Source organism: Pseudomonas sp. YuFO8 (genome assembly GCF_035065025.1).
Taxonomy (GTDB): Bacteria; Pseudomonadota; Gammaproteobacteria; order Pseudomonadales; family Pseudomonadaceae; genus Aquipseudomonas; species Aquipseudomonas putida_AE.
The window spans coordinates 18,489-40,552 of sequence record NZ_JAXDEQ010000003.1 but is presented as its reverse complement, the minus strand read 5'-3'; the positions used below and the strand labels follow the sequence as shown (position 1 = coordinate 40,552).

The 22,064-nt window shown below is 59.1% G+C and carries 24 protein-coding genes and 1 pseudogene; 10 read left to right on the top strand and 15 right to left on the bottom strand.

Going from position 1 to position 22,064, the window contains the following annotated elements:
* Window positions 1–103: 103 nt before the first annotated feature.
* On the top strand, window positions 104–1,087 hold the full coding sequence (gene acuI, locus SOP95_RS03635) for an acrylyl-CoA reductase (NADPH) (protein ID WP_323606163.1): 984 nt from the start codon (window positions 104–106) through the stop codon (window positions 1,085–1,087).
* A gap of 138 nt (window positions 1,088–1,225) precedes the next feature.
* On the opposite strand, the gene ada is transcribed toward acuI, so the two are convergent.
* From ada to SOP95_RS03610, 5 genes are all read right to left on the bottom strand, one after another.
* On the bottom strand, window positions 1,226–2,290 hold the full coding sequence (ada, locus tag SOP95_RS03630; protein ID WP_323606162.1) for a bifunctional DNA-binding transcriptional regulator/O6-methylguanine-DNA methyltransferase Ada: 1,065 nt from the start codon (window positions 2,288–2,290) through the stop codon (window positions 1,226–1,228).
* An 87-nt stretch (window positions 2,291–2,377) separates the two neighbouring features.
* The gene (alkB, locus tag SOP95_RS03625; protein WP_323606427.1) at window positions 2,378–3,043 is read right to left on the bottom strand and encodes a DNA oxidative demethylase AlkB; all 666 of its coding nucleotides are present in this window, start codon (window positions 3,041–3,043) and stop codon (window positions 2,378–2,380) included.
* A 5-nt stretch (window positions 3,044–3,048) separates the two neighbouring features.
* A complete protein-coding gene (locus SOP95_RS03620; RefSeq protein ID WP_323606160.1) occupies window positions 3,049–3,753 on the bottom strand; it encodes a 2OG-Fe(II) oxygenase in 705 nt (234 codons plus the stop codon).
* A 119-nt stretch (window positions 3,754–3,872) separates the two neighbouring features.
* A complete protein-coding gene (locus tag SOP95_RS03615) occupies window positions 3,873–4,040 on the bottom strand; it encodes a hypothetical protein (RefSeq protein ID WP_274077159.1) in 168 nt (55 codons plus the stop codon).
* A 35-nt stretch (window positions 4,041–4,075) separates the two neighbouring features.
* Window positions 4,076–4,378, bottom strand: a complete 303-nt coding sequence (locus SOP95_RS03610) for a DUF1883 domain-containing protein (RefSeq protein ID WP_008065357.1) — start codon at window positions 4,376–4,378, stop codon at window positions 4,076–4,078.
* Window positions 4,379–4,589: 211 nt separating this feature from the next.
* Here SOP95_RS03610 and SOP95_RS03605 point away from each other — a divergent pair, with 211 nt between their 5' ends.
* Complete coding sequence (locus tag SOP95_RS03605; RefSeq protein ID WP_323606158.1) at window positions 4,590–4,943, top strand: hypothetical protein; 354 nt, start codon at window positions 4,590–4,592, stop codon at window positions 4,941–4,943.
* A 73-nt stretch (window positions 4,944–5,016) separates the two neighbouring features.
* The gene (locus tag SOP95_RS03600; RefSeq protein ID WP_274077152.1) at window positions 5,017–5,247 is read left to right on the top strand and encodes a hypothetical protein; all 231 of its coding nucleotides are present in this window, start codon (window positions 5,017–5,019) and stop codon (window positions 5,245–5,247) included.
* 11 nt (window positions 5,248–5,258) lie between these two features.
* Here SOP95_RS03600 and SOP95_RS03595 read toward each other — a convergent pair whose 3' ends face one another.
* Together SOP95_RS03595 and SOP95_RS03590 are read right to left on the bottom strand one after the other, a co-directional pair.
* Window positions 5,259–5,540 (bottom strand): hypothetical protein, encoded by a 282-nt coding sequence (locus SOP95_RS03595; protein WP_274077151.1) that lies wholly within the window; start codon window positions 5,538–5,540, stop codon window positions 5,259–5,261.
* Window positions 5,541–5,669: 129 nt separating this feature from the next.
* Window positions 5,670–5,858 (bottom strand): hypothetical protein, encoded by a 189-nt coding sequence (locus SOP95_RS03590; RefSeq protein ID WP_110747774.1) that lies wholly within the window; start codon window positions 5,856–5,858, stop codon window positions 5,670–5,672.
* 292 nt (window positions 5,859–6,150) lie between these two features.
* Between SOP95_RS03590 and galU the strand changes: the two genes are divergently transcribed.
* On the top strand, window positions 6,151–6,990 hold the full coding sequence (gene galU, locus SOP95_RS03585) for a UTP--glucose-1-phosphate uridylyltransferase GalU (protein ID WP_274077150.1): 840 nt from the start codon (window positions 6,151–6,153) through the stop codon (window positions 6,988–6,990).
* A 527-nt stretch (window positions 6,991–7,517) separates the two neighbouring features.
* On the opposite strand, the gene SOP95_RS03575 is transcribed toward galU, so the two are convergent.
* Together SOP95_RS03575 and SOP95_RS03570 are read right to left on the bottom strand one after the other, a co-directional pair.
* On the bottom strand, window positions 7,518–8,063 hold the full coding sequence (locus tag SOP95_RS03575) for an AAA family ATPase (protein WP_323606156.1): 546 nt from the start codon (window positions 8,061–8,063) through the stop codon (window positions 7,518–7,520).
* A gap of 16 nt (window positions 8,064–8,079) precedes the next feature.
* Window positions 8,080–8,391 (bottom strand): annotated as a pseudogene (locus SOP95_RS03570) (IS66 family transposase); the annotation flags it as partial.
* A 293-nt stretch (window positions 8,392–8,684) separates the two neighbouring features.
* On the opposite strand from SOP95_RS03570, the gene gorA reads away from it, so the two are divergent.
* The gene (gene gorA, locus SOP95_RS03565; RefSeq protein WP_323606154.1) at window positions 8,685–10,043 is read left to right on the top strand and encodes a glutathione-disulfide reductase; all 1,359 of its coding nucleotides are present in this window, start codon (window positions 8,685–8,687) and stop codon (window positions 10,041–10,043) included.
* Here gorA and SOP95_RS03560 read toward each other — a convergent pair.
* The gene (locus SOP95_RS03560; protein WP_323606152.1) at window positions 10,040–11,053 is read right to left on the bottom strand and encodes a DNA-binding protein; all 1,014 of its coding nucleotides are present in this window, start codon (window positions 11,051–11,053) and stop codon (window positions 10,040–10,042) included. The genes gorA and SOP95_RS03560 overlap by 4 nt on opposite strands.
* A gap of 254 nt (window positions 11,054–11,307) precedes the next feature.
* Here SOP95_RS03560 and SOP95_RS03555 point away from each other — a divergent pair, with 254 nt between their 5' ends.
* The 3 genes from SOP95_RS03555 to ahpF all read left to right on the top strand — a co-directional run bounded on the left by SOP95_RS03555 (window position 11,308) and on the right by ahpF (window position 14,637).
* The gene (locus tag SOP95_RS03555; protein WP_323606150.1) at window positions 11,308–12,246 is read left to right on the top strand and encodes a site-specific integrase; all 939 of its coding nucleotides are present in this window, start codon (window positions 11,308–11,310) and stop codon (window positions 12,244–12,246) included.
* 137 nt (window positions 12,247–12,383) lie between these two features.
* Window positions 12,384–12,947, top strand: a complete 564-nt coding sequence (gene ahpC / locus SOP95_RS03550) for an alkyl hydroperoxide reductase subunit C (RefSeq protein ID WP_007975937.1) — start codon at window positions 12,384–12,386, stop codon at window positions 12,945–12,947.
* Between the two features lie 127 nt (window positions 12,948–13,074).
* Window positions 13,075–14,637 (top strand): alkyl hydroperoxide reductase subunit F, encoded by a 1,563-nt coding sequence (gene ahpF / locus SOP95_RS03545; RefSeq protein WP_323606141.1) that lies wholly within the window; start codon window positions 13,075–13,077, stop codon window positions 14,635–14,637.
* Between the two features lie 178 nt (window positions 14,638–14,815).
* On the opposite strand, the gene gloA is transcribed toward ahpF, so the two are convergent.
* Window positions 14,816–15,337: a lactoylglutathione lyase gene (gene gloA / locus SOP95_RS03540; RefSeq protein WP_274077143.1), complete on the bottom strand. Its 522-nt coding sequence runs from the start codon at window positions 15,335–15,337 to the stop codon at window positions 14,816–14,818.
* 145 nt (window positions 15,338–15,482) lie between these two features.
* On the opposite strand from gloA, the gene SOP95_RS03535 reads away from it, so the two are divergent.
* Entirely contained in the window at window positions 15,483–16,007 is a 525-nt protein-coding gene (locus tag SOP95_RS03535) for a DUF4946 domain-containing protein (RefSeq protein ID WP_323606138.1), read from the top strand.
* 178 nt (window positions 16,008–16,185) lie between these two features.
* On the opposite strand, the gene SOP95_RS03530 is transcribed toward SOP95_RS03535, so the two are convergent.
* Together SOP95_RS03530 and SOP95_RS03525 are read right to left on the bottom strand one after the other, a co-directional pair.
* The gene (locus SOP95_RS03530) at window positions 16,186–16,548 is read right to left on the bottom strand and encodes a histone-like nucleoid-structuring protein, MvaT/MvaU family (protein ID WP_008065377.1); all 363 of its coding nucleotides are present in this window, start codon (window positions 16,546–16,548) and stop codon (window positions 16,186–16,188) included.
* 227 nt (window positions 16,549–16,775) lie between these two features.
* The gene (locus SOP95_RS03525) at window positions 16,776–18,308 is read right to left on the bottom strand and encodes a cyclic diguanylate phosphodiesterase (protein ID WP_323606134.1); all 1,533 of its coding nucleotides are present in this window, start codon (window positions 18,306–18,308) and stop codon (window positions 16,776–16,778) included.
* Between the two features lie 444 nt (window positions 18,309–18,752).
* Here SOP95_RS03525 and hppD point away from each other — a divergent pair, with 444 nt between their 5' ends.
* Complete coding sequence (gene hppD / locus SOP95_RS03520; protein ID WP_274077140.1) at window positions 18,753–19,829, top strand: 4-hydroxyphenylpyruvate dioxygenase; 1,077 nt, start codon at window positions 18,753–18,755, stop codon at window positions 19,827–19,829.
* 120 nt (window positions 19,830–19,949) lie between these two features.
* On the opposite strand, the gene rarD is transcribed toward hppD, so the two are convergent.
* Complete coding sequence (gene rarD / locus SOP95_RS03515) at window positions 19,950–20,831, bottom strand: EamA family transporter RarD (protein ID WP_274077139.1); 882 nt, start codon at window positions 20,829–20,831, stop codon at window positions 19,950–19,952.
* A gap of 201 nt (window positions 20,832–21,032) precedes the next feature.
* Window positions 21,033–22,043, bottom strand: coding sequence for an aldo/keto reductase (locus tag SOP95_RS03510; RefSeq protein WP_274077138.1), 1,011 nt, complete (start codon window positions 22,041–22,043; stop codon window positions 21,033–21,035).
* Window positions 22,044–22,064: the final 21 nt, after the last annotated feature.

Genomic DNA, 22,064 nt, shown 5'->3' with positions numbered 1-22,064 from the left:
TTGATAGCGGTCCATCATATTGGCTTAAAGTCGAGTACGGTATTTTTTTTGCGATATGGTATTTAAATCCCACCACAACGGGTGATCTCACCAGGAGGCAGCAATGTTCCAAGGTATTTTGATCGACAAAGACGACAGCGGTTACCGGGCCACACTGCAACAGATCGAAGAAGACCAGCTGCCCGAGGGCGACGTGACGGTACGTGTGGCGTACAGCACGCTGAATTTCAAGGATGGCCTGGCGATCACCGGCAGCAGCCCGGTAGTGCGAAAATTCCCGATGGTGCCGGGGATCGATCTGGCAGGGACCGTCGAAGCCAGCGGGCATCCGGACTACAAGGTCGGTGACAAAGTCCTGCTCAATGGCTGGGGCGTGGGCGAAGGGCATTGGGGTGGCCTGGCGCAAAAGGCCCGGCTCAAGGGCGAGTGGCTGATTGCGCTACCCGAGGCCTTCACTGAAGCACAGGCAATGGCCATCGGCACGGCGGGCTACACGGCGATGCTGTGCATCATGGCGCTGGAGCGCAACGGTGTGACGCCCGATCAAGGTGAAGTACTGGTTACCGGTGCCAACGGCGGTGTCGGCAGTTTCGCCATCGCCTTGCTGAGCAAGCTCGGCTATCGGGTGGTCGCTTCCACCGGTCGCCTGTCGGAGCACGAATACCTCAAGCAGCTGGGCGCCAGCGAAATCATCGACCGCGCCACCTTGTCCGAGCCGGGCAAGCCCTTGGCCAAGGAGCGTTGGGCAGCGGTCATCGATTCGGTGGGCAGCCACACTTTGGCCAATGCCTGTGCCAGCACCAAGTCCGAAGGCACCGTGGCCGCCTGTGGTCTGGCCCAGGGCATGGATTTTCCGGCCTCCGTCGCGCCCTTTATCCTGCGTGGCGTGACGCTGGCCGGGATCAACAGTGTGACTCAGCCGAAAGCCCGGCGTGTAGAGGCGTGGGGGCGTTTGGCCAGGGATCTGGACTTCGACCTGTTGCCATTGATCAGCCATGAAATCGGATTGAGCGAAGCGATCGAGGCTGCACCGCGCCTGCTGGCGGGGCAATTGCGTGGGCGGGTGGTGGTGGATGTGAATCGCTGATTGGAAGATCGCCGGCTAGCGGCCAATACAAAACATTGTAGGAGCCCGGCTTGCCGGCGAAGGCGTCCGCCAAATCGCCTTCGCCGGCAAGCCGGGCTCCTACAGGTCTGCGGGCGGCCACACCACATCAACCGCCATTCACGGTTTTTCCCGTTCCAACAATTGCCGCTTGCGCTCCACCCCCCAACGATACCCCGACAAATTGCCATCACTGCGCACCACCCGGTGACAAGGAATCGCAACCGCCAGGCTGTTCGCGCCACAGGCTTGTGCCACGGCGCGAACAGCCTTGGGAGCGCCGATGCGCTGGGCGATATCGGCGTAGCTGGCGGTGCTGCCGGCGGGGATTTCCCGCAGGGCTTGCCAGACTCGCTCTTGAAACGCCGTGCCGCGCACATCCAGCGGCAAGTCCAGTCCCAGGGCCGGCGCCTCGATGAAGCCCACGACCCTGGCGATCAACTGTTCGAACGCGTGATCGGCACCTATCAGGTTGGCTCGGCGAAACTTGTCCTGCAGGTCGCACACCAATTGCTGCGGATCATCGCCCAGCAGAATCGCGCAGACGCCACGCTCGCTTTGCGCCACCAGAATCGCGCCGAGGGAACACTGGCCAACCGCAAAACGAATGTCATTGTTTTGCCCTGCACCACGGTAATCCGTGGGTTTCATGCCCAGCACCTGATCCGCCGCCTCGTAGAATCGGCTGTTGGAGTTGAAGCCGGCATCGTACAGCGCATCGGTGACCGAGCGACCATCCACCAGCCGCTCGCGCACCCGGCGCGAGCGATGGGCCGCGGCATAACCCTTGGGCGTCAGGCCGGTCACGGACTTGAACACCCGATGGAAATGAAAGCTGCTCAAACCTGCCGCTTCAGCAAGCTCGTTCAACGCGGGCAGCGCCTCGGCGGCTTCGATCTGGCGGCACGCGGCAGCGACGGTGGCGGCATGTTGCGCGGCGACCGCGCTCTGATCTTTTGCCGCGCGCTTGCTGGGGCGATAACCCGCGGCCTGGGCCAATTCGGCGCTGTCGAAGAATTCGACATTCTGCGGTTTCGGCAAGCGCGAGAGGCTGCTGGGGTTGCAGTAGATCCCGGTGGTTTTCACCGCATAGACAAACTGCCCGTCCGCCTGTGGATCGCGGGCGAGAACCGCGGCCCAGCGTGGATCGTTTTCGGTGCTGATGATTGTCGATTGGCTTGTCATGGCATTACATCCTTTGACCCGTTTGCCGCAGATTAATCGCCGGCCCCTGTGTCCACACTCCGGCGCTTGCGGTCAAACTCCACGGCGTCAGCGCGCGGTCCGAAACGTGAAGTTGATCCGCTGTTCGCCCAGGCGCGGGTGCTGGCCATCCTTGATCGGCAGGACGCCGTGATAACGCAAGCGATCGACGCCGCCCCAGACCACGATGTCGCCATGCAGCAGCGGCAGCCGTTGGCTCTTGTCGCTGCGTTCGAAGCCGCCGAACAGGAACATCGCCGGCAACCCCAGCGATACCGAAACGATAGGTGCAGCGTAGGATTTTTCATCCTTGTCCTGATGCAGGGACATTTTCGCCCCAGGCACATAACGATTGATCAGGCAGGAGTCCGGCACGAAATCTTCAAATCCTGCCTCCCGGGCCGCCGCCTGCGCCAGCTGGAAAAAAACCTCGGGCATGGGAGGCCAGGGCAGGCCGGTCTGCGGGTCGTCGCGGGTATAGCGATAACCACTGCGGTCGGTGGTCCAGCCCCAGGTTCCGCAACTGCTCAGGGCGACCGACATGGTGAAGCCGCCAGGGGTGACCATTTGCCGGAACGGTGCGGCCGCCAGCACGGCTTCCAGTGCCGGCAGCAAACGTTCCAGCCAGGGCAGGGCAAAGCCCCTGAGGACGTAGGATTGTTCGCCGATCTGCTCGCGCCGGCGCTGCTGTTCGGGCTCGAAGTCGGCAAACAGGTCTAGGGTGGTCGGGTGCATGGTGCTCATGATGCGTCGTGAAAGATGATCCCAAGGGTATGCCGTTGTCCGCTGTGCAGGCGACTGACGCCGTGGCGCAGGGTCACCCGATAGTAACCGCGCACGCCTTTGACCGGGCGCTGGTTGACCGCAAAGATCAGGCCGTCGCCTTTTTTCAGACCGATGACCTGCGGGCGCGACTGCATGCGCGGACGCTGCTCGGTGAGCACGAACTCACCGCCGGTGAAGTCTTCCCCCGGTTCTGACAGAAGAATCGCCACCTGCAGTGGGAAGACATGCTCACCATACAGATCCTGGTGCAGGCAGTTGTAGTCCTGGGGGCCATATTGTAGCAACAGCGGTGTAGGACGCTGCTGGCCGGCGGCATGACAACGCTCGAGGAAGGCCGGGTGGCTGTCGGGAAAACGGCTCGGCAGGTCCATCTGCTCATGCCAGCGATTGGCAATCGGAACCAGTCGCGGGTACAGCACACTGCGCAGGCGGGCCACCAGCGGCGGCAAGGGGTAGTCGAAATACTTGTACTCGCCACGGCCAAAACCGTGGCGGGCCATGATCACCTGCGAGCGAAAGGGTTCGGTTTGGCCGTACAAGGCGCTGATCCGGTCACAGGCCTTGTGGCTCAACAGCGACGCGATGACCGCGCAGCCGTCCTGATCGAGTTGCTGTTCCAGCAGGGGCCAGTCCAGCTTGTCCAGATATTGCTCGCTCATTGCCGAGGCCCTCAGGTCATTGAGGTGGCGAGACTAAGCGGCATTGCCGATTTGAACACTCCGACACTTGCGGTCAAATGTCGGCGGGGAGCAGACGTCCATGTTCGCTGGGAACAATGTTACAGCGCTTTGCTGACGCTGATGTCGCTGATGACGTCTTCCTGGCCATGCAGGGCGTCCAGCGCGGCTTTGGCTTCTTCTGCCGTGCCGTTTTCCAGCTGGGCGAATTCGAAGCGGCGTTCGCCATTGAGTTTGTACTTGATGACGTATTTGGTCGTCTGGGCCACGGTCATACCTGTCTGTCTGCGTAGTGAGTCGCTGCTCAGCTCAGTTTCGAGCTGGAGCGGCGGATGATCTTGATGGAGTGCGTCAGGGTCGGTTTGCGCGTCACACTGATCGGCCGGCGGTTGACCGTGTCGATGGTGATATTCCAGAACCCGGTGCTCGGCGCGGTGATGCGGGCCGGGAAGGTGTCGAACGCGCCGCCGTGATAGGTGTGACGGCCGCCATTCTTGAAGCTGCGGAAGTTGGCGTCGTTCATCAAGCGTATGTTGCACGTTTGCGAGCATTGAATGACGACGATGTCGTCTTCGTTGAGGTGCTCGCGCTGGTGGATAAATTTCATGAGGCGCCTCCAGAAGGGCTTTTTCTACAAAATCAAAACGATAGCATGGTCGATTGGCGCAGTTTATCAGCCCTGAGGCGTTATTATCCGGCTGTGCGGGCCCGGTGGAGCAATAAAAACGCAGATTGCGCGCACCCGGGAAGAAAAAAGCACTGCGCCTTGGAGAAAACCCGTGTTTGAGCTGTCGGAGGGTCTTTAACGGAGGTTTCATATGAAGTGGGGCATTTTTGGCTTGTCGGTCTTGGCAATCAGTGGTTGTGCAAGCGTCTCGGAGATCAACCAGACGTTGCCGACCATGAGTGTGATTTCAGGCAAGAAGCCCCATGAGTACGCGCAGTGCCTGAGCGAAAAACTCGCCGAGAGCCGTGGTGCCTTGCAAATCGAGGAGCAGAAAGACGGGGTGCGAGTGATCGTGCCGCAGAAGCTGTCATCCGGCCCGGCGGCGGTGTTTGATATCGAGGATCGCTCCGGCGGCAGCAGCATCAAGCTGCATGAGCGCATCTCCAACGTGCCAATTCGCCCCTTCGATGTTCGCGATGCCGCCACGGCGTGTATTTCCGGCTGATAGACTGTCGACCGTCAGCACCGATGCCGCCAAAGCAAGGCTTTTGGCGGCATTGTCATTTCTGGAGTCGAGCATGAAGCGAGAGAAGGTACGGGAGCGGCACGCAGAGGGCCACATCTGCGCCACCCATGTGATTCAGAACCCGGCGAATCCGGGTGAATGGATCGTGTTTTTCAAGAAAAGCGCCGGGCGCAGTTTTTTCCTGGTGGACGATAGCGACGAAGTCGAATCCTTCGGCAGTCTCGACGAGTTGGTCGAGACCGTACGCGGCCTGGGGATCAAGTTCGCGGAAATCCACATGTAGGGCACGCGGCCCTATTTGCAGACCACCACCACACTGCGGTTCTTGAAGTTGCCAACGTCGACGCCCAGGGTCTTGTCGCTTTCCTCAGGGGAAGGTGTGCCGTCAGTGCCGACGATCCGGTAGCCGGTACCGGCGCAGGAGGCATCGGCCTTTTCGTAACAGGTCGCCCAGGAATTGGCCTCGCCGGAGCAGTCGATCGCCAGGCCTTGTTCGCCATTGTTCAGGTAAGTGGTTTCGGAGGTTGCGCAGCCACTGAGGGCCAGCACCGCAATCAGCGGCAAAAATTTGGTCATGTCGTTGTCGTCGTCAGGAAGAGAGGGCAAAGCCTGTGACAGCGTGGGCGGCAAAAGGTTATAGCGAAAGGCCACTTCTTCCGGCATTCGCAAAAAAAGCCCTGCACAAGGGCAGGGCGTCGGGCCGGATCAGTTCTTGTCCTTGCCCCGTCGTTTCGGTGCCGGGTGTTCCAGTTGCAACACCGATGCCACTTCGATCGCCATGGCTTCGGATGGGAAAGGTCCGGCAATGTTCTCGCCGCCAACGCCGGCTACCCACCACTGGCCGTCTTTGGCCTTATTGATCAAGTACCCGTTGACGCTTTTTGCTTCTGACATCTATTTGCCTCGCTGGCTGGTTCAATGGCGCCATGATACCGCCAAATGCACCGTTCGGGTGCCGATGGGCGCACGGTGGTGCGCTTGCCCGTTGGTTGACTTGTCGTGCAAGTCTGGTGGACTCTGCTATCAATAACAGGCTGCTGATCCATTCGCGGTGCTCGCTGCGGAACTAACAGCGAGAATATTTCTCTATGATGGCATCGGTTAGCCAGTGCGGGGCATTGTAAGGTGTACGCCGCCTGATTAGACTGCGCCGAAACTCGTACACACAGCCCTTTCAAGGACTTATATGATCAAGAAATGCTTGTTTCCAGCAGCCGGTTACGGCACTCGCTTCCTGCCAGCGACCAAAGCCATGCCCAAGGAAATGCTGCCGGTGGTAAACAAGCCACTGATCCAGTACGGCGTCGAAGAAGCACTGGACGCTGGCCTGACGGAGATTTCCATCGTCACCGGTCGCGGCAAGCGCGCCTTGGAAGACCATTTCGACATCAGCTACGAGCTGGAAAACCAGATCAAGGGCACCGACAAGGAAAAGTACCTGGTCGGCATCCGCAAGCTGCTCGATAACTGCTCGTTCTCCTACACCCGCCAGACCGAAATGAAAGGCCTGGGCCACGCGATCCTGACCGGCCGTCCGCTGATCGGCGACGAACCCTTCGCCGTTGTACTGGCGGACGACCTGTGCGTCAACCTCGATGGCGACGGCGTATTGACCCAGATGGTCAAGCTGTACAAGCAGTTCCGCTGCTCGATCGTGGCCATCCAGGAAGTCGACCCGCAAGAGACCAACAAGTACGGCGTGATCGCCGGCGAGATGATCCGCGACGACATCTACCGCGTACACAGCATGGTGGAAAAACCAAAACCGGAAGATGCGCCATCGAACCTGGCCATCATCGGTCGCTACATCCTGACCCCGGACATCTTCGACCTGATCGAACAGACCGAGCCAGGCAAGGGCGGTGAAATCCAGATCACCGACGCCCTGATGAAACAGGCCCAGAACGGCTGCGTGATGGCCTACAAGTTCAAGGGCAAGCGTTTCGACTGCGGCGGCGCCGAAGGTTACATCGACGCGACCAACTTCTGCTTCGAGAACTTCTACAAGACGGGCAAGGCTTACTGATAGCGCCCCGGCCGCTTGTATTGAAAAGCGATCTTCACAGGCTTTAATCAAGCTGAAGAAGGTTTAAAGAAACGCCCCGACTTGATCGGGGCGTTTGCTTTTGTGGGAGCTGGCCTGCCGGCGATGGCGTCCTGACAACCCACCAACCTTTCGTTGCTGCACCCGATCCCCTGTAGGAGCTGGCTTGCCAGCGATAGCGGAGTGACCGCCGAAGTATCTCTCGCAGCAGTACTCGATCTACTGTGGGAGCCAGCCTGCTGGCGATGGCGGCCTGAAAGTCGACCTGGATTTTGTTGACCGAGTACATATCCATTCCTGCGGTAACGGCCACTTATGGTTTCGCTCCTACAGCGAGTCACTTGGAAAAGCCTGAAGGAGCAGCCGGTCGACGCTCGATTGCTCGCGAAGAACATGAGATCACCGCGTGGTGTCAGGATCCCCGCGTCATCGTTGACCTCCATCGCGAGCAAGCTCGCTCCTACAGGGGGATGGAGGCAGCTAAAAGTAAGCGTATAGCCAACACACGTTCACATGATTGAAGGTGTGTGGTTCAGTCCGTCGGCATCCAGTATTTGCCGTACCCGATCTGTAACGGATATGTCCCCCTCAAGCTTTAAGACACTACAGGTAAGCGTAGACAGCCATTCCTGATGCCTGGCCAAGCTACGTCCAGGGACGCCCCCCTCATCATACTGAGCTGCCCAAGCCAGAAACTCCGGCTTTGCTTGACCGAAGCGTTTTACCTCTCGACGTTTTAGTCTCTCTAATCTGAGTTCAACAGGAAGATAAAGGAACACCACAAGATCAAATTCGCTCTCAAGCGGTTGACCCCAGCCCATTACAGATCCGGCAACCACTGCACGGCTATGAGAGCGCATTTCTTGTAGCAAGCGCTCTCCTCGTTGCGTTTTGTCTGCCAGATGCTGATATGGCGGGTTACTGGGCAGCCACAAAAAATCATCTGCTTCCAGGTGAGTTGTGCTCAGTTCCTTTGCTAAAGCAGCCGCTAAGGTCGAGGTGCCGGTACCAGCCGCGCCTGTGATCAAGATGTAATGTGCAGTCTCTTTTGTCATTTTGCTTTCGGCCGCTCTAAAACGAGTTTGCTATCTCCGATAAATTAACAATGCCCCACTGATGCGGCGGCAGTCGAGCGATCTCACTCGCCCGCTGCGTTGGCAACCGAGTCAGAACATCTTTGAGATTGGCATGCGGATCATGCCCTTTCACTCGCGCCGACTGGATCAAACTCATGATCGCAGCTGCCCGCTTGCCGCTACGAAGCGATCCGGCGAACAACCAGTTGGAGCGGCCAAGCGCCCACGGCCTTATCTGATTTTCGACCGCGATATTATCGACGGGCACAGCGCCGTCCTCGACATATCGAGTCAGTGCCGTCCAGCGCTAGACGCTGTCCGGCGCCTATCATGTGGCTGCAGACTTGTCGGGTGATCAAGCAGGGGAATTGATGGCGCAGGCGGGAAGGGCATTCGAAGGTGGAATCGGTTTGGTTTCGTGGGTGACGTCCGGCTTGGCACTCATGGCAATTTTGATTGCGTGGCGCACTCTGCGGATACCGAAAACACAATCTGCAGAGAAGCGTTGACCGAAAACGGAGATTGGGCTGCGCATTTCAGCACAACGCTTGCTCAGCGGCCGTCCGCAGGTATGCTATTGGCCTGCCGAGGAGATTGAAAATGGCCTACGATTTTGACCTTTATGTGATTGGCGCCGGTTCTGGCGGTGTGCGGGCGGCTCGGTTTGCTGCCGGGTTCGGGGCGAAAGTGGCCGTGGCCGAGAGTCGCTATCTGGGCGGCACTTGTGTGAACGTCGGCTGCGTGCCGAAGAAACTGCTGGTTTATGGCGCGCACTTTGCCGAGGACTTCGAGCAGGCTTCGGGGTTTGGCTGGAGCCTGGATGAGGCGCAGTTCGACTGGGCGACGCTGATCGCCAACAAGGACCGCGAGATCAATCGCCTCAACGGCATCTACCGCAACCTGCTGGTCAACAGCGGCGTAACGTTGCACGAAGGTCACGCCAAGATCGTCGACCCGCATACCGTCGAGATCAATGGCGAGCGCCACACGGCTGAAAACATTCTGATCGCCACCGGTGGCTGGCCGCAGATTCCGGAGATTCCCGGGCACGAGCATGCGATCAGTTCCAACCAGGCGTTTTTCCTGAAAGAGCTGCCTAAGCGCGTGCTGGTGGTAGGCGGCGGTTACATCGCCGTCGAGTTCGCCGGGATCTTCCACGGCCTGGGTGCCGAGACCACGTTGCTGTATCGCGGCGAGTTGTTCCTGCGCGGCTTCGACGGTTCCGTGCGCAAGCATTTGCAGGAAGAGCTGACCAAGCGCGGCATGGACCTGCAATTCAATGCCGACATCGAGCGTATCGACAAGCAAGCCGATGGCAGCCTGAAGGTGACGCTCAAGGATGGCCGGCAGCTGGAGGCCGATTGCGTGTTCTACGCCACCGGTCGGCGGCCGATGCTGGACAACCTCGGGTTGGAAAATACCGGGGTGAAGCTCGACAAGAAAGGTTTCGTCGAGGTGGATGACCTGTACCAGACGGCCGAGCCTTCGATCCTGGCCCTGGGCGATGTGATCGGCCGGGTGCAGCTGACGCCCGTGGCGCTGGCCGAAGGCATGGCGGTGGCGCGACGCCTGTTCAAGCCTGAGCAGTATCGCCCGGTGGACTACAAGATGATCCCGACGGCGGTGTTCAGCCTGCCGAACATCGGCACGGTGGGTCTGACCGAGGAGGAAGCGCGGGAAGCTGGCCACGAGGTGCAGATTTTCGAAAGCCGTTTCCGGCCAATGAAGCTGACCCTGACCGAATGCCAGGAGCGCACGCTGATGAAGCTGGTGGTGGACGCCCAGACCGACAAGGTGCTGGGTTGCCACATGGTCGGTCCCGAGGCTGGCGAAATCGTCCAGGGCCTGGCCATCGCCTTGAAGGCCGGCGCCACCAAGCGCCACTTCGACGAAACCATCGGTGTGCACCCGACGGCCGCCGAAGAGTTCGTCACCCTGCGGACACCGGTCGGCGCTTAATCGCCCTTGGCGACGCCTGGCGCTACTGCAACGGCAGCGGCCAGGCGTACGCTTTCTTCCAGCTCTGCCTGGGTTTTCAGCAGTTCGATTTCCAGTGACTTGTTCGCCTGCGTTTGCTCCTCGACGCTCTGTTTGAGCGCCTGGCTTTCCAGCATGGCGACACGCAGGCGTTCCTGGAGGAGGGTGCGTTCGCTGTCGACCCGGTTGGCCTGGTCGAGCAGTTGATCCTGGCGGGTATTGCTTTGCTTGAGCTGCTCTTGCAATAGGCTCAGCTCGCGCAAGGTGCCGCGGTTCTCCGTCAGCAGGCGTTCGTTGTCGCGGTGCAACTGGGTGATTTCGTCCTGGCGCACCAAGGCACTCTGCTGAGCCTGGCGTAACTCCATCTGCAGTTGCTGCACCTGACCTTCGTGGCGGCTTTGCTCCTGCTCGCGCTGCTCCTTGACCGCGTTGCGGTAGTGCTCCAGGGCGTCACGGCTGTGCAGGTGTTTCTCTTCGAGCGAGCGAATCTGCTCGTCCTTGTCTCGCAAACGCAATTCGAAATCAGCCAATGCCTGGCTCTGTCCGGCATTGCGGGTCTGTTCGCCCTGAAGTTGATCGCGGGTGCTTTGCAGTGCCTCGGATTCCTGGGTCAGGGCCAGGCTTTGCAGTTCGTAGTGTTGCTGCAATTGCGTATTGGCTTGCTCGGCCTGTTGCAGCTGCAATTCCAGCGCCTTGCGTTGTTGCTCGTACTGCTCGCGGGCCTGGTCGATCGGTTCCTGCGCCTGCTCTTTAAGGCGCTGTGCCAGGCGCGTCACCAGGGCCAGCAACTCGTCGTCGATCGGCTCGGACGGCGCCTCGTCAGGGTCCGGGGTGCTGTCGTCGAGCTCTTTCATATAGCGGTGGATCGTGGTTTTCGAACCGGTATTGCCCATTTCGATGCGCACGGCATCGATGCTGGGGTTTTCGCCACGGGCAATGATCGCCAACCGCGCCGCTTGCACCACTTGTTTATTCACGCCGACACGGGCCATGAGAACTCCTGCGTTTTTACTGTGTGGTACGTACCACGTATATACACATTGTACCATTCATTTGATGAAGCTTGATATCTGATTATCCTGATACGGGATATACTGGTATTACCCCGTGTCATATCGATTTTGAGGCGTTCGCGCCTCCAGATCCGTACACAAACACCGGCACCGCGTACATCCACCTGGCCAGCGTCATCGTTAACGTCCATCGCGAGCGAGCTCGCTCCTACAGTTGAAGCAAGGTTATTTACATGAGCGAGCTGGATCGTTACCTGCAAGCCGCCACGCGCGACAACACCCGCCGTAGCTATCGGGCGGCCATCGAGCATTTCGAGGTGAGTTGGGGCGGTTTCCTGCCGGCAACCGGCGACAGCGTGGCGCGCTATCTGGTGGCCCACGCGGGTGTGCTGTCGATTAACACCTTGAAGCTGCGCTTGTCCGCGCTGGCGCAGTGGCATAACAGCCAGGGGTTTGCCGACCCCACCAAGGCGCCGGTGGTGCGCAAGGTGTTCAAGGGCATTCGGGCGCTGCATCCGGCCCAGGAAAAACAGGCCGAGCCGCTGCAGCTGCAGCATCTGGAGCAGGTGGTGGCCTGGCTCGAGCTGGAAGCGCAAACCGCCCGGGCGCAAGGCGATCGACCGGGGTTGCTGCGGGCCAGGCGCGACACGGCGTTGATCCTGCTGGGCTTCTGGCGTGGTTTTCGCAGCGATGAGTTATGCCGCGTACAGATCGAGCATGTCCAGGCGAGCGCGGGTTCCGGCATCACGCTGTACTTACCCCTCAGCAAGAGCGATCGGGAAAACCTCGGCAAGACCTACCAGACCCCCGCGTTGCAGCGGTTGTGTCCGGTGCAGGCCTACATCGACTGGATCACCGAGGCCGCGCTGGTTCGCGGGCCGGTGTTCCGTGGCATTGATCGCTGGGGGCATTTGAGCGAGGAGGGCCTGCACGCCAACAGCGTGATCCCGCTATTGCGCCAGGCGCTGGAGCGCGCCGGCATACCCGCCGAGCACTACACCAGCCACTCCCTGCGCCGTGGGTTTGCCTCGTGGGCACACCAGAGCGGATGGGACTTGAAGTCATTGATGAGCTACGTCGGCTGGAAGGACATCAAGTCCGCCATGCGCTACATCGAAGCCAGTCCCTTTCCCGGCATGGCCCGTCTCGCGGAAAAGCCAATCGAGGCGTAAATTCGCTTTTCTTCTATTAATACTGTTGGCTAATAGCGAAAGCCAATCAGCGGCATGAGGTTTGCCAATGAGCCAACCGTCCGTCGAGTGGGTAAAGTCTCTCCATCAACTTCTTAACCCCTGACGGAGAGTCAACGATGCCTATCATCAACAGCCAAGTTAAACCATTCAAAGCTGACGCATTCAAAAACGGCGACTTCGTAAAAGTTTCCGACGCCGACCTGAAAGGCAAGTGGTCCGTGGTGTTCTTCTACCCGGCCGACTTCACCTTCGTTTGCCCGACCGAACTGGAAGACCTGGCTGACAACTACGACGCTTTCCAGAAACTGGGCGTCGAGATCTACAGCGTTTCCACCGACACCCACTTCGCCCACGCTGCCTGGCACAACACTTCGCCAGCCATCGGCAAGATCCAGTACACCATGATCGGCGACCCAACCCACGCCATCTCCCGCAACTTCGACGTGCTGATCGAAGAAGCTGGCCTGGCTGACCGTGGCACCTTCGTGATCAACCCTGAAGGCCAGATCAAGATCGTCGAGCTGAACGACGGCGGTGTAGGTCGTGATGCTTCCGAGCTGCTGCGCAAGATCAAGGCGGCCCAGTACGTCGCTGCTCACCCGGGCCAGGTCTGCCCAGCCAAGTGGAAAGAAGGCGAGGCCACGCTGGCGCCGTCCCTGGACCTGGTCGGCAAGATCTAAGTCCGTGACGCGCTTCATCAGGGCGGACTTCCGCACCTTCTAAGCAAGCTGCACCGCCCACTAAAAACGCCCGGGCGAGATTCGCTCGGGCGTTTTTTTATGCCACACATTCAAGGAAATCGCCCGTATGTTGGACACCAATCTTAAAACCCAGTTGAAATCGTACCTGGAACGGGTCACCCAGCCGATCGAGATCGTTGCCTCCCTCGACGACGGTGCGAAATCCCAGGAAATGCTCGCACTGCTGAAAGACGTAAGCAGTCTTTCCACCCAGATTACCTTGCTCGACGACGGTGATGACGCCCGCAAGCCATCGTTCTCGATCAACCGCCCGGGCGCGGATATCAGCCTGCGTTTCGCCGGCATCCCGATGGGCCACGAATTCACGTCCCTGGTGCTGGCCTTGCTGCAAGTCGGCGGTCACCCCTCCAAGGCCAGTGTCGAAGTGATCGAACAGATCCGCTCGCTCAAGGGCGAGTTCAACTTCGAGACTTATTTCTCGCTGTCCTGCCAGAACTGCCCGGACGTGGTCCAGGCGTTGAACCTGATGGCGGTACTCAACCCCAACATTCGCCACGTCGCCATCGACGGCGCGCTGTTCCAGGCAGAAGTCGATGAGCGCCAGATCATGGCGGTACCGAGCATCTACCTCAACGGCGTGAACTTCGGCCAGGGCCGCATGGGCCTTGAAGAAATTCTCGCCAGGATCGATACCAGCGGCATCGAGCGCCAGGCCGAGAAGATCAGCGCCAAGGAAGCCTTTGACGTGCTGGTGGTCGGCGGTGGCCCGGCGGGCGCTGCGGCGGCGATCTATGCTGCGCGCAAAGGCATTCGCACCGGTGTCGCGGCCGAGCGTTTTGGTGGGCAGGTGCTGGACACCATGGCCATCGAAAACTTCATCTCCGTGCAGGAAACCGAAGGGCCAAAACTGGCTGTCGCCCTGGAAGAGCACGTCAAGCAGTACGACGTGGACATCATGAACCTGCAACGCGCCGACAAGCTGCTGCCGGGAAAAGACGGCGAGCTGCATGAAGTTCAGTTCGCCAGCGGCGCGAAGCTGAAAGCCAGGACCGTGATCCTGGCCACGGGTGCGCGGTGGCGCGAAATGAACGTGCCCGGTGAGCAGGAGTACCGCAACAAGGGCGTGGCCTACTGCCCGCACTGCGACGGCCCGTTGTTCAAAGGCAAGCGCGTGGCGGTGATTGGCGGCGGCAACTCCGGCGTCGAAGCGGCCATCGACCTGGCCGGTATCGTTTCCCACGTCACGCTGCTGGAGTTCGATGTACAACTGCGTGCCGATGCGGTGTTGCAGCGCAAGTTGCACAGCCTGCCGAACGTGACCGTGATCACCAGTGCGCAAACCACTGAAGTGACGGGCGACGGGCAAAAGGTCAACGGCCTGCGCTACAAGGATCGTCAAACTGACGAATTGCGCAGCGTGGAACTGGAAGGGATCTTCGTGCAGATCGGTCTGTTGCCCAACACCGATTGGCTCAAGGGCACCATCGAGCTGTCACCCCGTGGCGAGATCATCGTCGATGCCCGTGGCGAAACCTCGGTGCCGGGCATCTTCGCCGCTGGCGACGTGACCACCGTGCCGTACAAGCAGATCGTGATCGCAGTGGGCGAGGGCGCCAAGGCTTCCCTGAGCGCATTCGACCACTTGATCCGCACCTCGGCCCCGGCATAAACCGGGCGCTGAAAACACAAAACCCCATGAATGATCATGGGGTTTTTTGTGTCCGACACATTTCCAAATGTGGGAGCGGGCTTGCTCGCGAAAAGCGGTGTGTCAGCCACCATCACTGCTGAATGACACACCGTTTTCGCGAGCAAGCCCGCTCCCACAGGGGGATAGGCGGTGTGCGTTAGAGTGGGGCTGGCTGGATGATTTCAACCCAATAGGCATCCGGGTCCTTGATGAACGCCAGGCTCTTCATGCGGCCGTCGTTCAGGCGCTTCTGGAAGTCGCAGCCCAGCGCTTCGAAGCGCTCGCACGCGGCGACGATGTCCGGCACGGAGATGCAGATGTGGCCGAATCCGCGCGGGTCGGTATTGCCATTGTGATAGGCAAAGTCCGGATCGTTTTCGGTGCCGTGGTTATGGGTCAGCTCGAGAATGCCGGGGATCGATTTCATCCACTGCGTACGCGCGGCGGCATCGGCCGGAATCTGGCTCTTGTCGACCAGGGCGAGGAAGTAGAGGCTGAATTCCGCTTCCGGAAAATCGCGTTTCTCCACCAGCGAGAAACCGAGGATGCGCGTGTAGAAGTCCAGGGACTTGGTGATGTCCTTGACCCGCAACATGGTGTGGTTGAAGACGAATTGCCGGGTGGCGGTGTCAGGCTGTGCGGTCACGCCGGGGAAGGTGTTCAGTTCGTGCAGGCTCATGGGCCCTCCGGAAAATAATTGGGGCTGACGAATGACGACAATGATACGCATGGACGGCGTCATCACCAAACTCGAAGCGCCTGCTATTGCCTGACCGCCGGTCGAGGATCAGACTTCAGGGCTAACTGGCCGGGTGTTGATTGCAATGATTGGTTTGTGCAGGGCGTTGATTCTCTTGAGTGGTGTGCTTTCAGTCGCGGCGCAGGCTGATACCGATGAGCCGGTGGTGACCTGGCCGCCAGGCTGGCAGGTCGAAGAGGTTGCCCAGGGCGATGCTGGCGCCAGTGTCAGTCGCCAGCGTGCGGTCAAGAATGATGCGCAAGGCACGCCGGTGATGGTGATGGAACTGACCATGACCCGGGTGCAAAGCGGTCATCAGGTGAACCTGGAAGCGGTGTTGCTGGAGATGCGCAAGTCGGTGCAGAAAGACTTTTTCCAGGGTGGTTATCAAAGCGTTTGCAACCGGATTCACTCGACCACCTTGAGTCGCCTGGCGGCCCTGGAAACCACCTGCACCATCACCCAGAACGGCCGGCATGTGCTGTCTCAAACATTGGTCGCGGCGGTGGATGCCGATAAGGCGTACGTTCTTTCCTACGCCGGGCAGGCTGAGGCTTATAAGGCCAGCCAGAATGAAATAGAGGCGGCTCGTAACGGCTTGCAACTTTAGTTGAAGGCTTCAATGAGCGCCGTTTTCATGCAGTGCCGAGAGTGTTGGATAGCCAAAAGGATTAAGCAGAAAGTTGCCCGGAAAGTACCGGTTGATCGGCCGAGATGCTTGCATTTAGATGCTATCAATGAAAAAAGCCCTGCATGTGCAGGGCTTTGTTTTTTTTCAGTACGAAGGTTTAGCCACGCAGCCAGGAATCGACGGTGGCGGCACCGTATTGTTCCTTCCAGGCCTTCAGCCCGCGATGGTTGCCACCCTTGGTTTCAATCAGCTCGCCGGTATGCGGGTTCTGATAAACCTTGACCACGCGAGCGCGGCGAGTTTTCGGCGCGGCCTGTTGCAGACCGGATTTTGCCGGGTTCGGGTCGAGGATGGCGATGATGTCGCGCAGGCTCTTGCCGTAGGTTTTCATCAGCCCCTGGAGCTTTTCTTCGAATTCGATTTCTTTCTTGAGCCCGGCATCGTTCTTCAGGGATTCAAGCTGCTTGAGCTGCTCTTGAAGGGCCTTTTCAGCTGCACGAAATTCAGCGAGTCTGGACAATATCTTTACTCCAATAGTGTGTTTGGCTGATACCAACCGCAAACAAAGCTATAAGCCAAGAGCCTTGAAGCGACTCGGTGATAAATGGCTCACCTGCCAATCTAGCGCAGGCATGAAAAATTGTAGTAGTTAATTGATCAAGAGTAAATCATGTCTTTTTCTTCATGTAACAAGAGTTGTGCCTTGATACATTTTGGAGAGAGTGGTTGGCTGCTAAAGGCCACTAGTTAATGATCACTTAATGCGTTAATGAAGTCTGCCGCAGGCATCGGTCGGCCAAATAGATAACCTTGCAGGTAGTTCACATGGTGGGCGGTCAGGTAGTCACTTTGTTCCGGGGTTTCCACCCCTTCGGCAACCATGGCCAGATTGAGCTTGGCCGCCAGCTCGATGATGCTGTCCAGGATGTGGCTGGAGAGGGTGTCGACGCCGATCATGGCGACAAAGCTCTGGTCGATCTTCAGGAAGTCCACGTTGAACTGGCGCAGGTATCCCAGGCTCGAGTGGCCTGTACCGAAGTCGTCGATGGCGATCATCACGCCAAGGTCATGCAACTGCTCGAACAGTTGATGGGTAATGGCCGTGGGCTCGATCAGCTTGCGCTCGGTCAACTCCAGGACCAGGTGGATGGAGCCGGGGGCAAACGCGTCGAGGAACTGGCGGCAATCCTCGACCAGTGCAAGATCACGGCAATGATCGGCGGTGATATTGATGCCGATGTGAAACGGCTCGGTAAAGGACGCCGACCGCGGTGCCAGCAGCCGGGCGGTCTGTTCCATGATCGAGCGGGTCATGGGCACGATCAGTCCGCAGTGTTCGGCAAACGGAATGAACAGATCGGCGCGCACCAGGCCTTCCTTGGGATGGTTCCAGCGCATCAGCACCTCGACCCCCTTGCACTTTTTACTGTGCGCCTGCACCACCGGCTGGAAATATGGCACGAACTCTCCCGCGTCCAGTGCGCGTTGCATCTCAAGGGTCGGGGACGACGAACGTTTCTGGATGACATGCGCGATAAAACCGGAGATCACACCGAAAAACAGCAACAAGCTGAACAGTGGCGGATATTCACTGCTCATGTACCGCCACACTTCGCCTGCGGGGAAACCGGCCTTCACACTGAAGGGATAACGCGAAGAGGTCAGACTGTTTTCTGCGACGGGGAACTCGGGTGGGTCGCCAACGTGAAAACTACCGTCGGCGGACAACCAGTTAGGTCCTACTTGCAACAACAGCAGTTTCTGTCGCCCGATCAGGCGCAAGAGATTACTCAGGTGGTATCCGTCCAGCGTGCTCATGGCGCCCCGTTTGCCGTCGCTGATTCTATAGACCAGTAAGGCGGTGTCGGGCGTTACCGGGTTGCCCTTCATCAGCAACAGCTGGCCGTTGGCAAAGTCTCCCGAAGCGATTTTTTCGTGATAATCGCCGAACAGGGAACTGCAATAGATAGTGTCGTCCCACAGCAGGTTGGTTGAGCGCACGAATGGACGCTTTGTTACCTGCTCGCGCAATGCCAGGTTGACGTCAATGCAACTCTGGCCGGCCAACGGCAATAATTCGCGCGCTGCCTGGGCGGTGTTGTCGAGCATCAGTTCGAACTGGCGAAGCGCTTCCTCGGCGGTGTGCTCGGTACTGTGCCGGAGTACACGTTCGGCCTGCATATGCAGAATGGCAAAACCCAGCAGGATCGGGAGCAGTCCACTCAACAGGGTCACGGCGACCCTCATGCGGCGTTGTCGGGCTTTGGTTTTCAGTGGCATTCGCGAAACCTGTATCGATGAAGTCGGGCTCTCAAAGGCTGGCGGGGCGTGAGGCCTCCCATGAAGAGTTCAGGTACGGGGCAGGATAGTTGGCCCTTCAGGAAAAAACGATGTCTACGCGTGAACAGGGTGATCCTGGCGGGGATTTACCTGTGCAACAAACCCCTTGCACGGTGAGGGAAAAAGGGGATTTGATACAGGAGGCGGACAAATTGATTTACGCTGTGTAGAATCAGGTTACGCATACAATAATAATCGTCTTCTGGCAGCAGAAGCCTCGCCCTCAGAGCCTCGGGTCGACAATGAAGATATTCGGGTTTCAATTGATCTACGGTGACTTCCTCGCCCGCAGCGTGCGGGGCATCTCCTGTGCGCCACCCACCGGTCTCAGCATTGCTGGCAACTAACCTTTGTTAATTCCAAAAGCATGATGAGGCGCCAACCATGGCAGATTTATACGAAAACCCAATGGGCCTGATGGGCTTCGAGTTCATCGAACTGGCATCGCCGACCCCCAATACCCTGGAGCCGATCTTCGAGATCATGGGCTTCACCAAGGTCGCGACCCATCGCTCCAAGGACGTGCACCTGTATCGCCAGGGCGCGATCAACCTGATCCTCAACAACGAACCCAACAGCGTCGCCTCGTACTTCGCCGCCGAGCACGGCCCGTCGGTGTGCGGCATGGCGTTCCGCGTCAAGGATTCGCAAAAGGCCTACAACCGCGCCCTGGAACTCGGCGCCCAACCGATCCACATCGAGACCGGCCCGATGGAGCTGAACCTGCCGGCGATCAAGGGCATCGGCGGCGCGCCGCTGTACCTGATCGACCGTTTCGGTGAAGGCAGCTCGATCTATGACATCGACTTCGTGTTCCTGGAAGGCGTTGACCGTCACCCGGTCGGTGCTGGCCTTAAGATCATCGACCACCTGACCCACAACGTGTATCGCGGTCGCATGGCTTACTGGGCGAACTTCTACGAGAAGCTGTTCAACTTCCGTGAAATCCGCTACTTCGACATCAAGGGTGAGTACACCGGCCTGACCTCCAAGGCCATGACCGCCCCGGACGGCATGATCCGCATCCCGTTGAACGAAGAGTCGTCCAAGGGCGCCGGGCAGATCGAAGAGTTCCTGATGCAGTTCAACGGCGAGGGCATCCAGCACGTGGCCTTCCTGTCCGATGATCTGCTCAAGACCTGGGATCACCTGAAAAGCATCGGCATGCGCTTCATGACCGCGCCGCCGGACACTTACTACGAAATGCTCGAAGGCCGTTTGCCCAACCACGGTGAGCCAGTGGGCGAGTTGCAAGCGCGCGGCATTCTGCTGGACGGTTCGTCCGAGTCGGGCGACAAGCGCCTGCTGCTGCAGATCTTCTCGGAAACCCTGATGGGGCCGGTGTTCTTCGAATTCATCCAGCGTAAAGGGGATGACGGTTTCGGTGAAGGCAACTTCAAGGCGTTGTTTGAGTCGATTGAGCGGGATCAGGTTCGTCGTGGTGTTCTTTCCACCGACTAAACCGTTACACCGAAAAACTGTGGGAGCTAGCCTGCTAGCGATTGCGGTCTGTCAGTCAACATCAATGTTGAAACTGAAGACGCCATCGCCAGCAGGCTAGCTCCCACATTTGTGTTGGATTTAAGGTCGGCGATGCCGAACGAGATGCTTGAACCCTTCAAACACCAACACCACTACCGCCATCCAGATCGGAATATAGGTCAGCCATTCACCGGGCTTGATACTTTCCCCCAGCAACAACGCCACCCCCAGCAACAACACCGGCTCGACATAACTCAACAGCCCGAACAGACTGAACGGCAGCAAGCGACTGGCGATGATGTAGACCACCAGCGCCGACGCACTGATCAGACCAAGCAATGGAATCAGCCACGCCAGCGCCGGATGCTGATCGAAGACACCGAAACCTTGCTCGCCACCGTGCACGAACCAGTAGGCGATCGGCAGCATCAGGGTCATGTCCACCCAGAGCCCGCCAAGGTTGTCGGCCTTCAGCCATTTGCGCAGCACGAAGTACAGGGGATAGCCGATGACCACCACCAGTGTCGCCCAGGAAAATCCGCCGACCTGATACAGCTCGTTGACCACGCCGAGGCTGGCGAAGAACACCGCGACTTTTTGCAGGTAGGACAGCCGTTCGCCGTAGGCGATACGCCCGGTCAGGACCATGGCCAGCGGCAACAGGAAGTAGCCCAGGGACACATCGAGGCTGTAGCCATTGAGCGGGGCCCACATGAACAGCCAGAGTTGAACACCCAGCAGCGCTGCCGACAGTATCAGGCCGCCGATCAGCTTCGGGTGCGCGCCAATCCTGCGCAGCAGGTCGATCACCCGCCGCCATTCCCCGGATACGAGCATGAACACCGTCATGCACGGCACCGTCAACAGCATGCGCCAGCCGAAAATCTCCACGCCGCTCAAGGGCTTGAGCAACGAAGTGTAGTAATACATGACGGCAAACAGCACCGAGGCTGACACCGATAAAGCGATACCTTTAGACAAGCTGTCCTCGCGAGGTTGAACGTAAAACGGGGTGCGGAGGATACGTGGTTTTTGTGCTGAATATTGGCCGGATGATCAATATTTACAACGACCCTGTAGGAGCGAGCTTGCTCGCGATGAGCGAATGGTCACCGCGGGCATTCAGTCTCCCCGCGTTATCGTTGACCACCATCGCGAGCAAGCTCGCTCCTACAGGGGTGTTTAATTATGGGGTTTACGGCCGGACACGAAGTGGCTCACATCATTGAACCCCGGCGTCGACGCATGCCCCGGCGTCACCAGCGAATCGATGAACGCCTCATCCTCAGCCGTAATCTTCACCGCCTGCGCCTTGGTGTAGGCATCCCACTGTTCTTCGGTGCGCGGCCCGACGATGGCCGAGGTCACGGCGCTGTTGTTCAGCACCCAGGCAATCGCAAACTCGACGATGCCCACACCGCGTTCCTGGGTGTATTGCTGGATCTGCTGGGCGATGCGCAAGGACTCGGCGCGCCATTCGGTTTCCAGGATGCGTTTGTCCGAGCGACCCGCGCGGCTGTTGGCGTCCGGTTTTACGTCCGGCGCATATTTGCCGCTGAGCACACCGCGGGCCAACGGGCTGTAGGGCACCACCCCGAGACCATAATTTTGCGCGGCAGTGATCTGCTCGGTTTCGGCCTGGCGGTTGACGATGTTGTACAGCGGCTGGCTGATCACCGGCCGGTCGACACCGAGCTTGTCGGCCACGCGAATCACTTCGGCGATGCGCCAGCCACGATAGTTCGACAGCCCCCAATAGCGGATTTTTCCCTGGCGAATCAGATCGCCAATCGCTGAGACCGTAACCTCCAGCGGCGTGTTGTGATCCTCGCGGTGCAGGTAATAGATGTCGAGGTAGTCAGTGCCCAACCGCGTCAGGCTGGCGTCGATGCCATTGAACACATGCTTGCGGCTCAAACCGCTGCGGTTCGGCACACCGTCCGCCGGGCCGAAACCGACCTTGGTCGCCAGCACCCATTCGTGGCGGTTGCCGGCGATTGCTTCGCCGACGATTTCTTCCGAGCGCCCACCCGTGTAGACGTCGGCGGTGTCGATGAAGTTGATGCCCTGGTCCCAGGCCTTGTCGATGATCCGCAGGGAATCCTCGGTGCTGGTCTGTTCGCCGAACATCATGGTGCCCAGGGTCAGGGTGGACACCTGCAAACCCGACTGACCCAGTGTGCGGTAGCTCATGAGGAAATCCTTTTGCCGCAG

Bases quoted from the DNA above. Each gene is read 5' to 3' on its own strand.
- SOP95_RS03510 (WP_274077138.1), bottom strand. From the start codon at position 22,043: ATGAGCTACCGCACACTGGGTCAGTCGGGTTTGCAGGTGTCCACCCTG.
- gorA (WP_323606154.1), top strand. From the start codon at position 8,685: ATGGCCTACGATTTTGACCTTTATGTGATTGGCGCCGGTTCTGGCGGT.
- SOP95_RS03600 (WP_274077152.1), top strand. From the start codon at position 5,017: ATGAAGCGAGAGAAGGTACGGGAGCGGCACGCAGAGGGCCACATCTGC.
- SOP95_RS03525 (WP_323606134.1), bottom strand. From the start codon at position 18,308: ATGCCACTGAAAACCAAAGCCCGACAACGCCGCATGAGGGTCGCCGTG.
- ahpC (WP_007975937.1), top strand. From the start codon at position 12,384: ATGCCTATCATCAACAGCCAAGTTAAACCATTCAAAGCTGACGCATTC.
- SOP95_RS03595 (WP_274077151.1), bottom strand. From the start codon at position 5,540: ATGACCAAATTTTTGCCGCTGATTGCGGTGCTGGCCCTCAGTGGCTGC.
- alkB (WP_323606427.1), bottom strand. From the start codon at position 3,043: ATGCACCCGACCACCCTAGACCTGTTTGCCGACTTCGAGCCCGAACAG.
- SOP95_RS03610 (WP_008065357.1), bottom strand. From the start codon at position 4,378: ATGAAATTTATCCACCAGCGCGAGCACCTCAACGAAGACGACATCGTC.
- ada (WP_323606162.1), bottom strand. From the start codon at position 2,290: ATGACAAGCCAATCGACAATCATCAGCACCGAAAACGATCCACGCTGG.
- SOP95_RS03535 (WP_323606138.1), top strand. From the start codon at position 15,483: ATGATTGGTTTGTGCAGGGCGTTGATTCTCTTGAGTGGTGTGCTTTCA.
- acuI (WP_323606163.1), top strand. From the start codon at position 104: ATGTTCCAAGGTATTTTGATCGACAAAGACGACAGCGGTTACCGGGCC.
- SOP95_RS03590 (WP_110747774.1), bottom strand. From the start codon at position 5,858: ATGTCAGAAGCAAAAAGCGTCAACGGGTACTTGATCAATAAGGCCAAA.
- gloA (WP_274077143.1), bottom strand. From the start codon at position 15,337: ATGAGCCTGCACGAACTGAACACCTTCCCCGGCGTGACCGCACAGCCT.
- SOP95_RS03620 (WP_323606160.1), bottom strand. From the start codon at position 3,753: ATGAGCGAGCAATATCTGGACAAGCTGGACTGGCCCCTGCTGGAACAG.
- SOP95_RS03605 (WP_323606158.1), top strand. From the start codon at position 4,590: ATGAAGTGGGGCATTTTTGGCTTGTCGGTCTTGGCAATCAGTGGTTGT.
- SOP95_RS03575 (WP_323606156.1), bottom strand. From the start codon at position 8,063: ATGACAAAAGAGACTGCACATTACATCTTGATCACAGGCGCGGCTGGT.
- SOP95_RS03555 (WP_323606150.1), top strand. From the start codon at position 11,308: ATGAGCGAGCTGGATCGTTACCTGCAAGCCGCCACGCGCGACAACACC.
- SOP95_RS03560 (WP_323606152.1), bottom strand. From the start codon at position 11,053: ATGGCCCGTGTCGGCGTGAATAAACAAGTGGTGCAAGCGGCGCGGTTG.
- ahpF (WP_323606141.1), top strand. From the start codon at position 13,075: ATGTTGGACACCAATCTTAAAACCCAGTTGAAATCGTACCTGGAACGG.
- galU (WP_274077150.1), top strand. From the start codon at position 6,151: ATGATCAAGAAATGCTTGTTTCCAGCAGCCGGTTACGGCACTCGCTTC.
- hppD (WP_274077140.1), top strand. From the start codon at position 18,753: ATGGCAGATTTATACGAAAACCCAATGGGCCTGATGGGCTTCGAGTTC.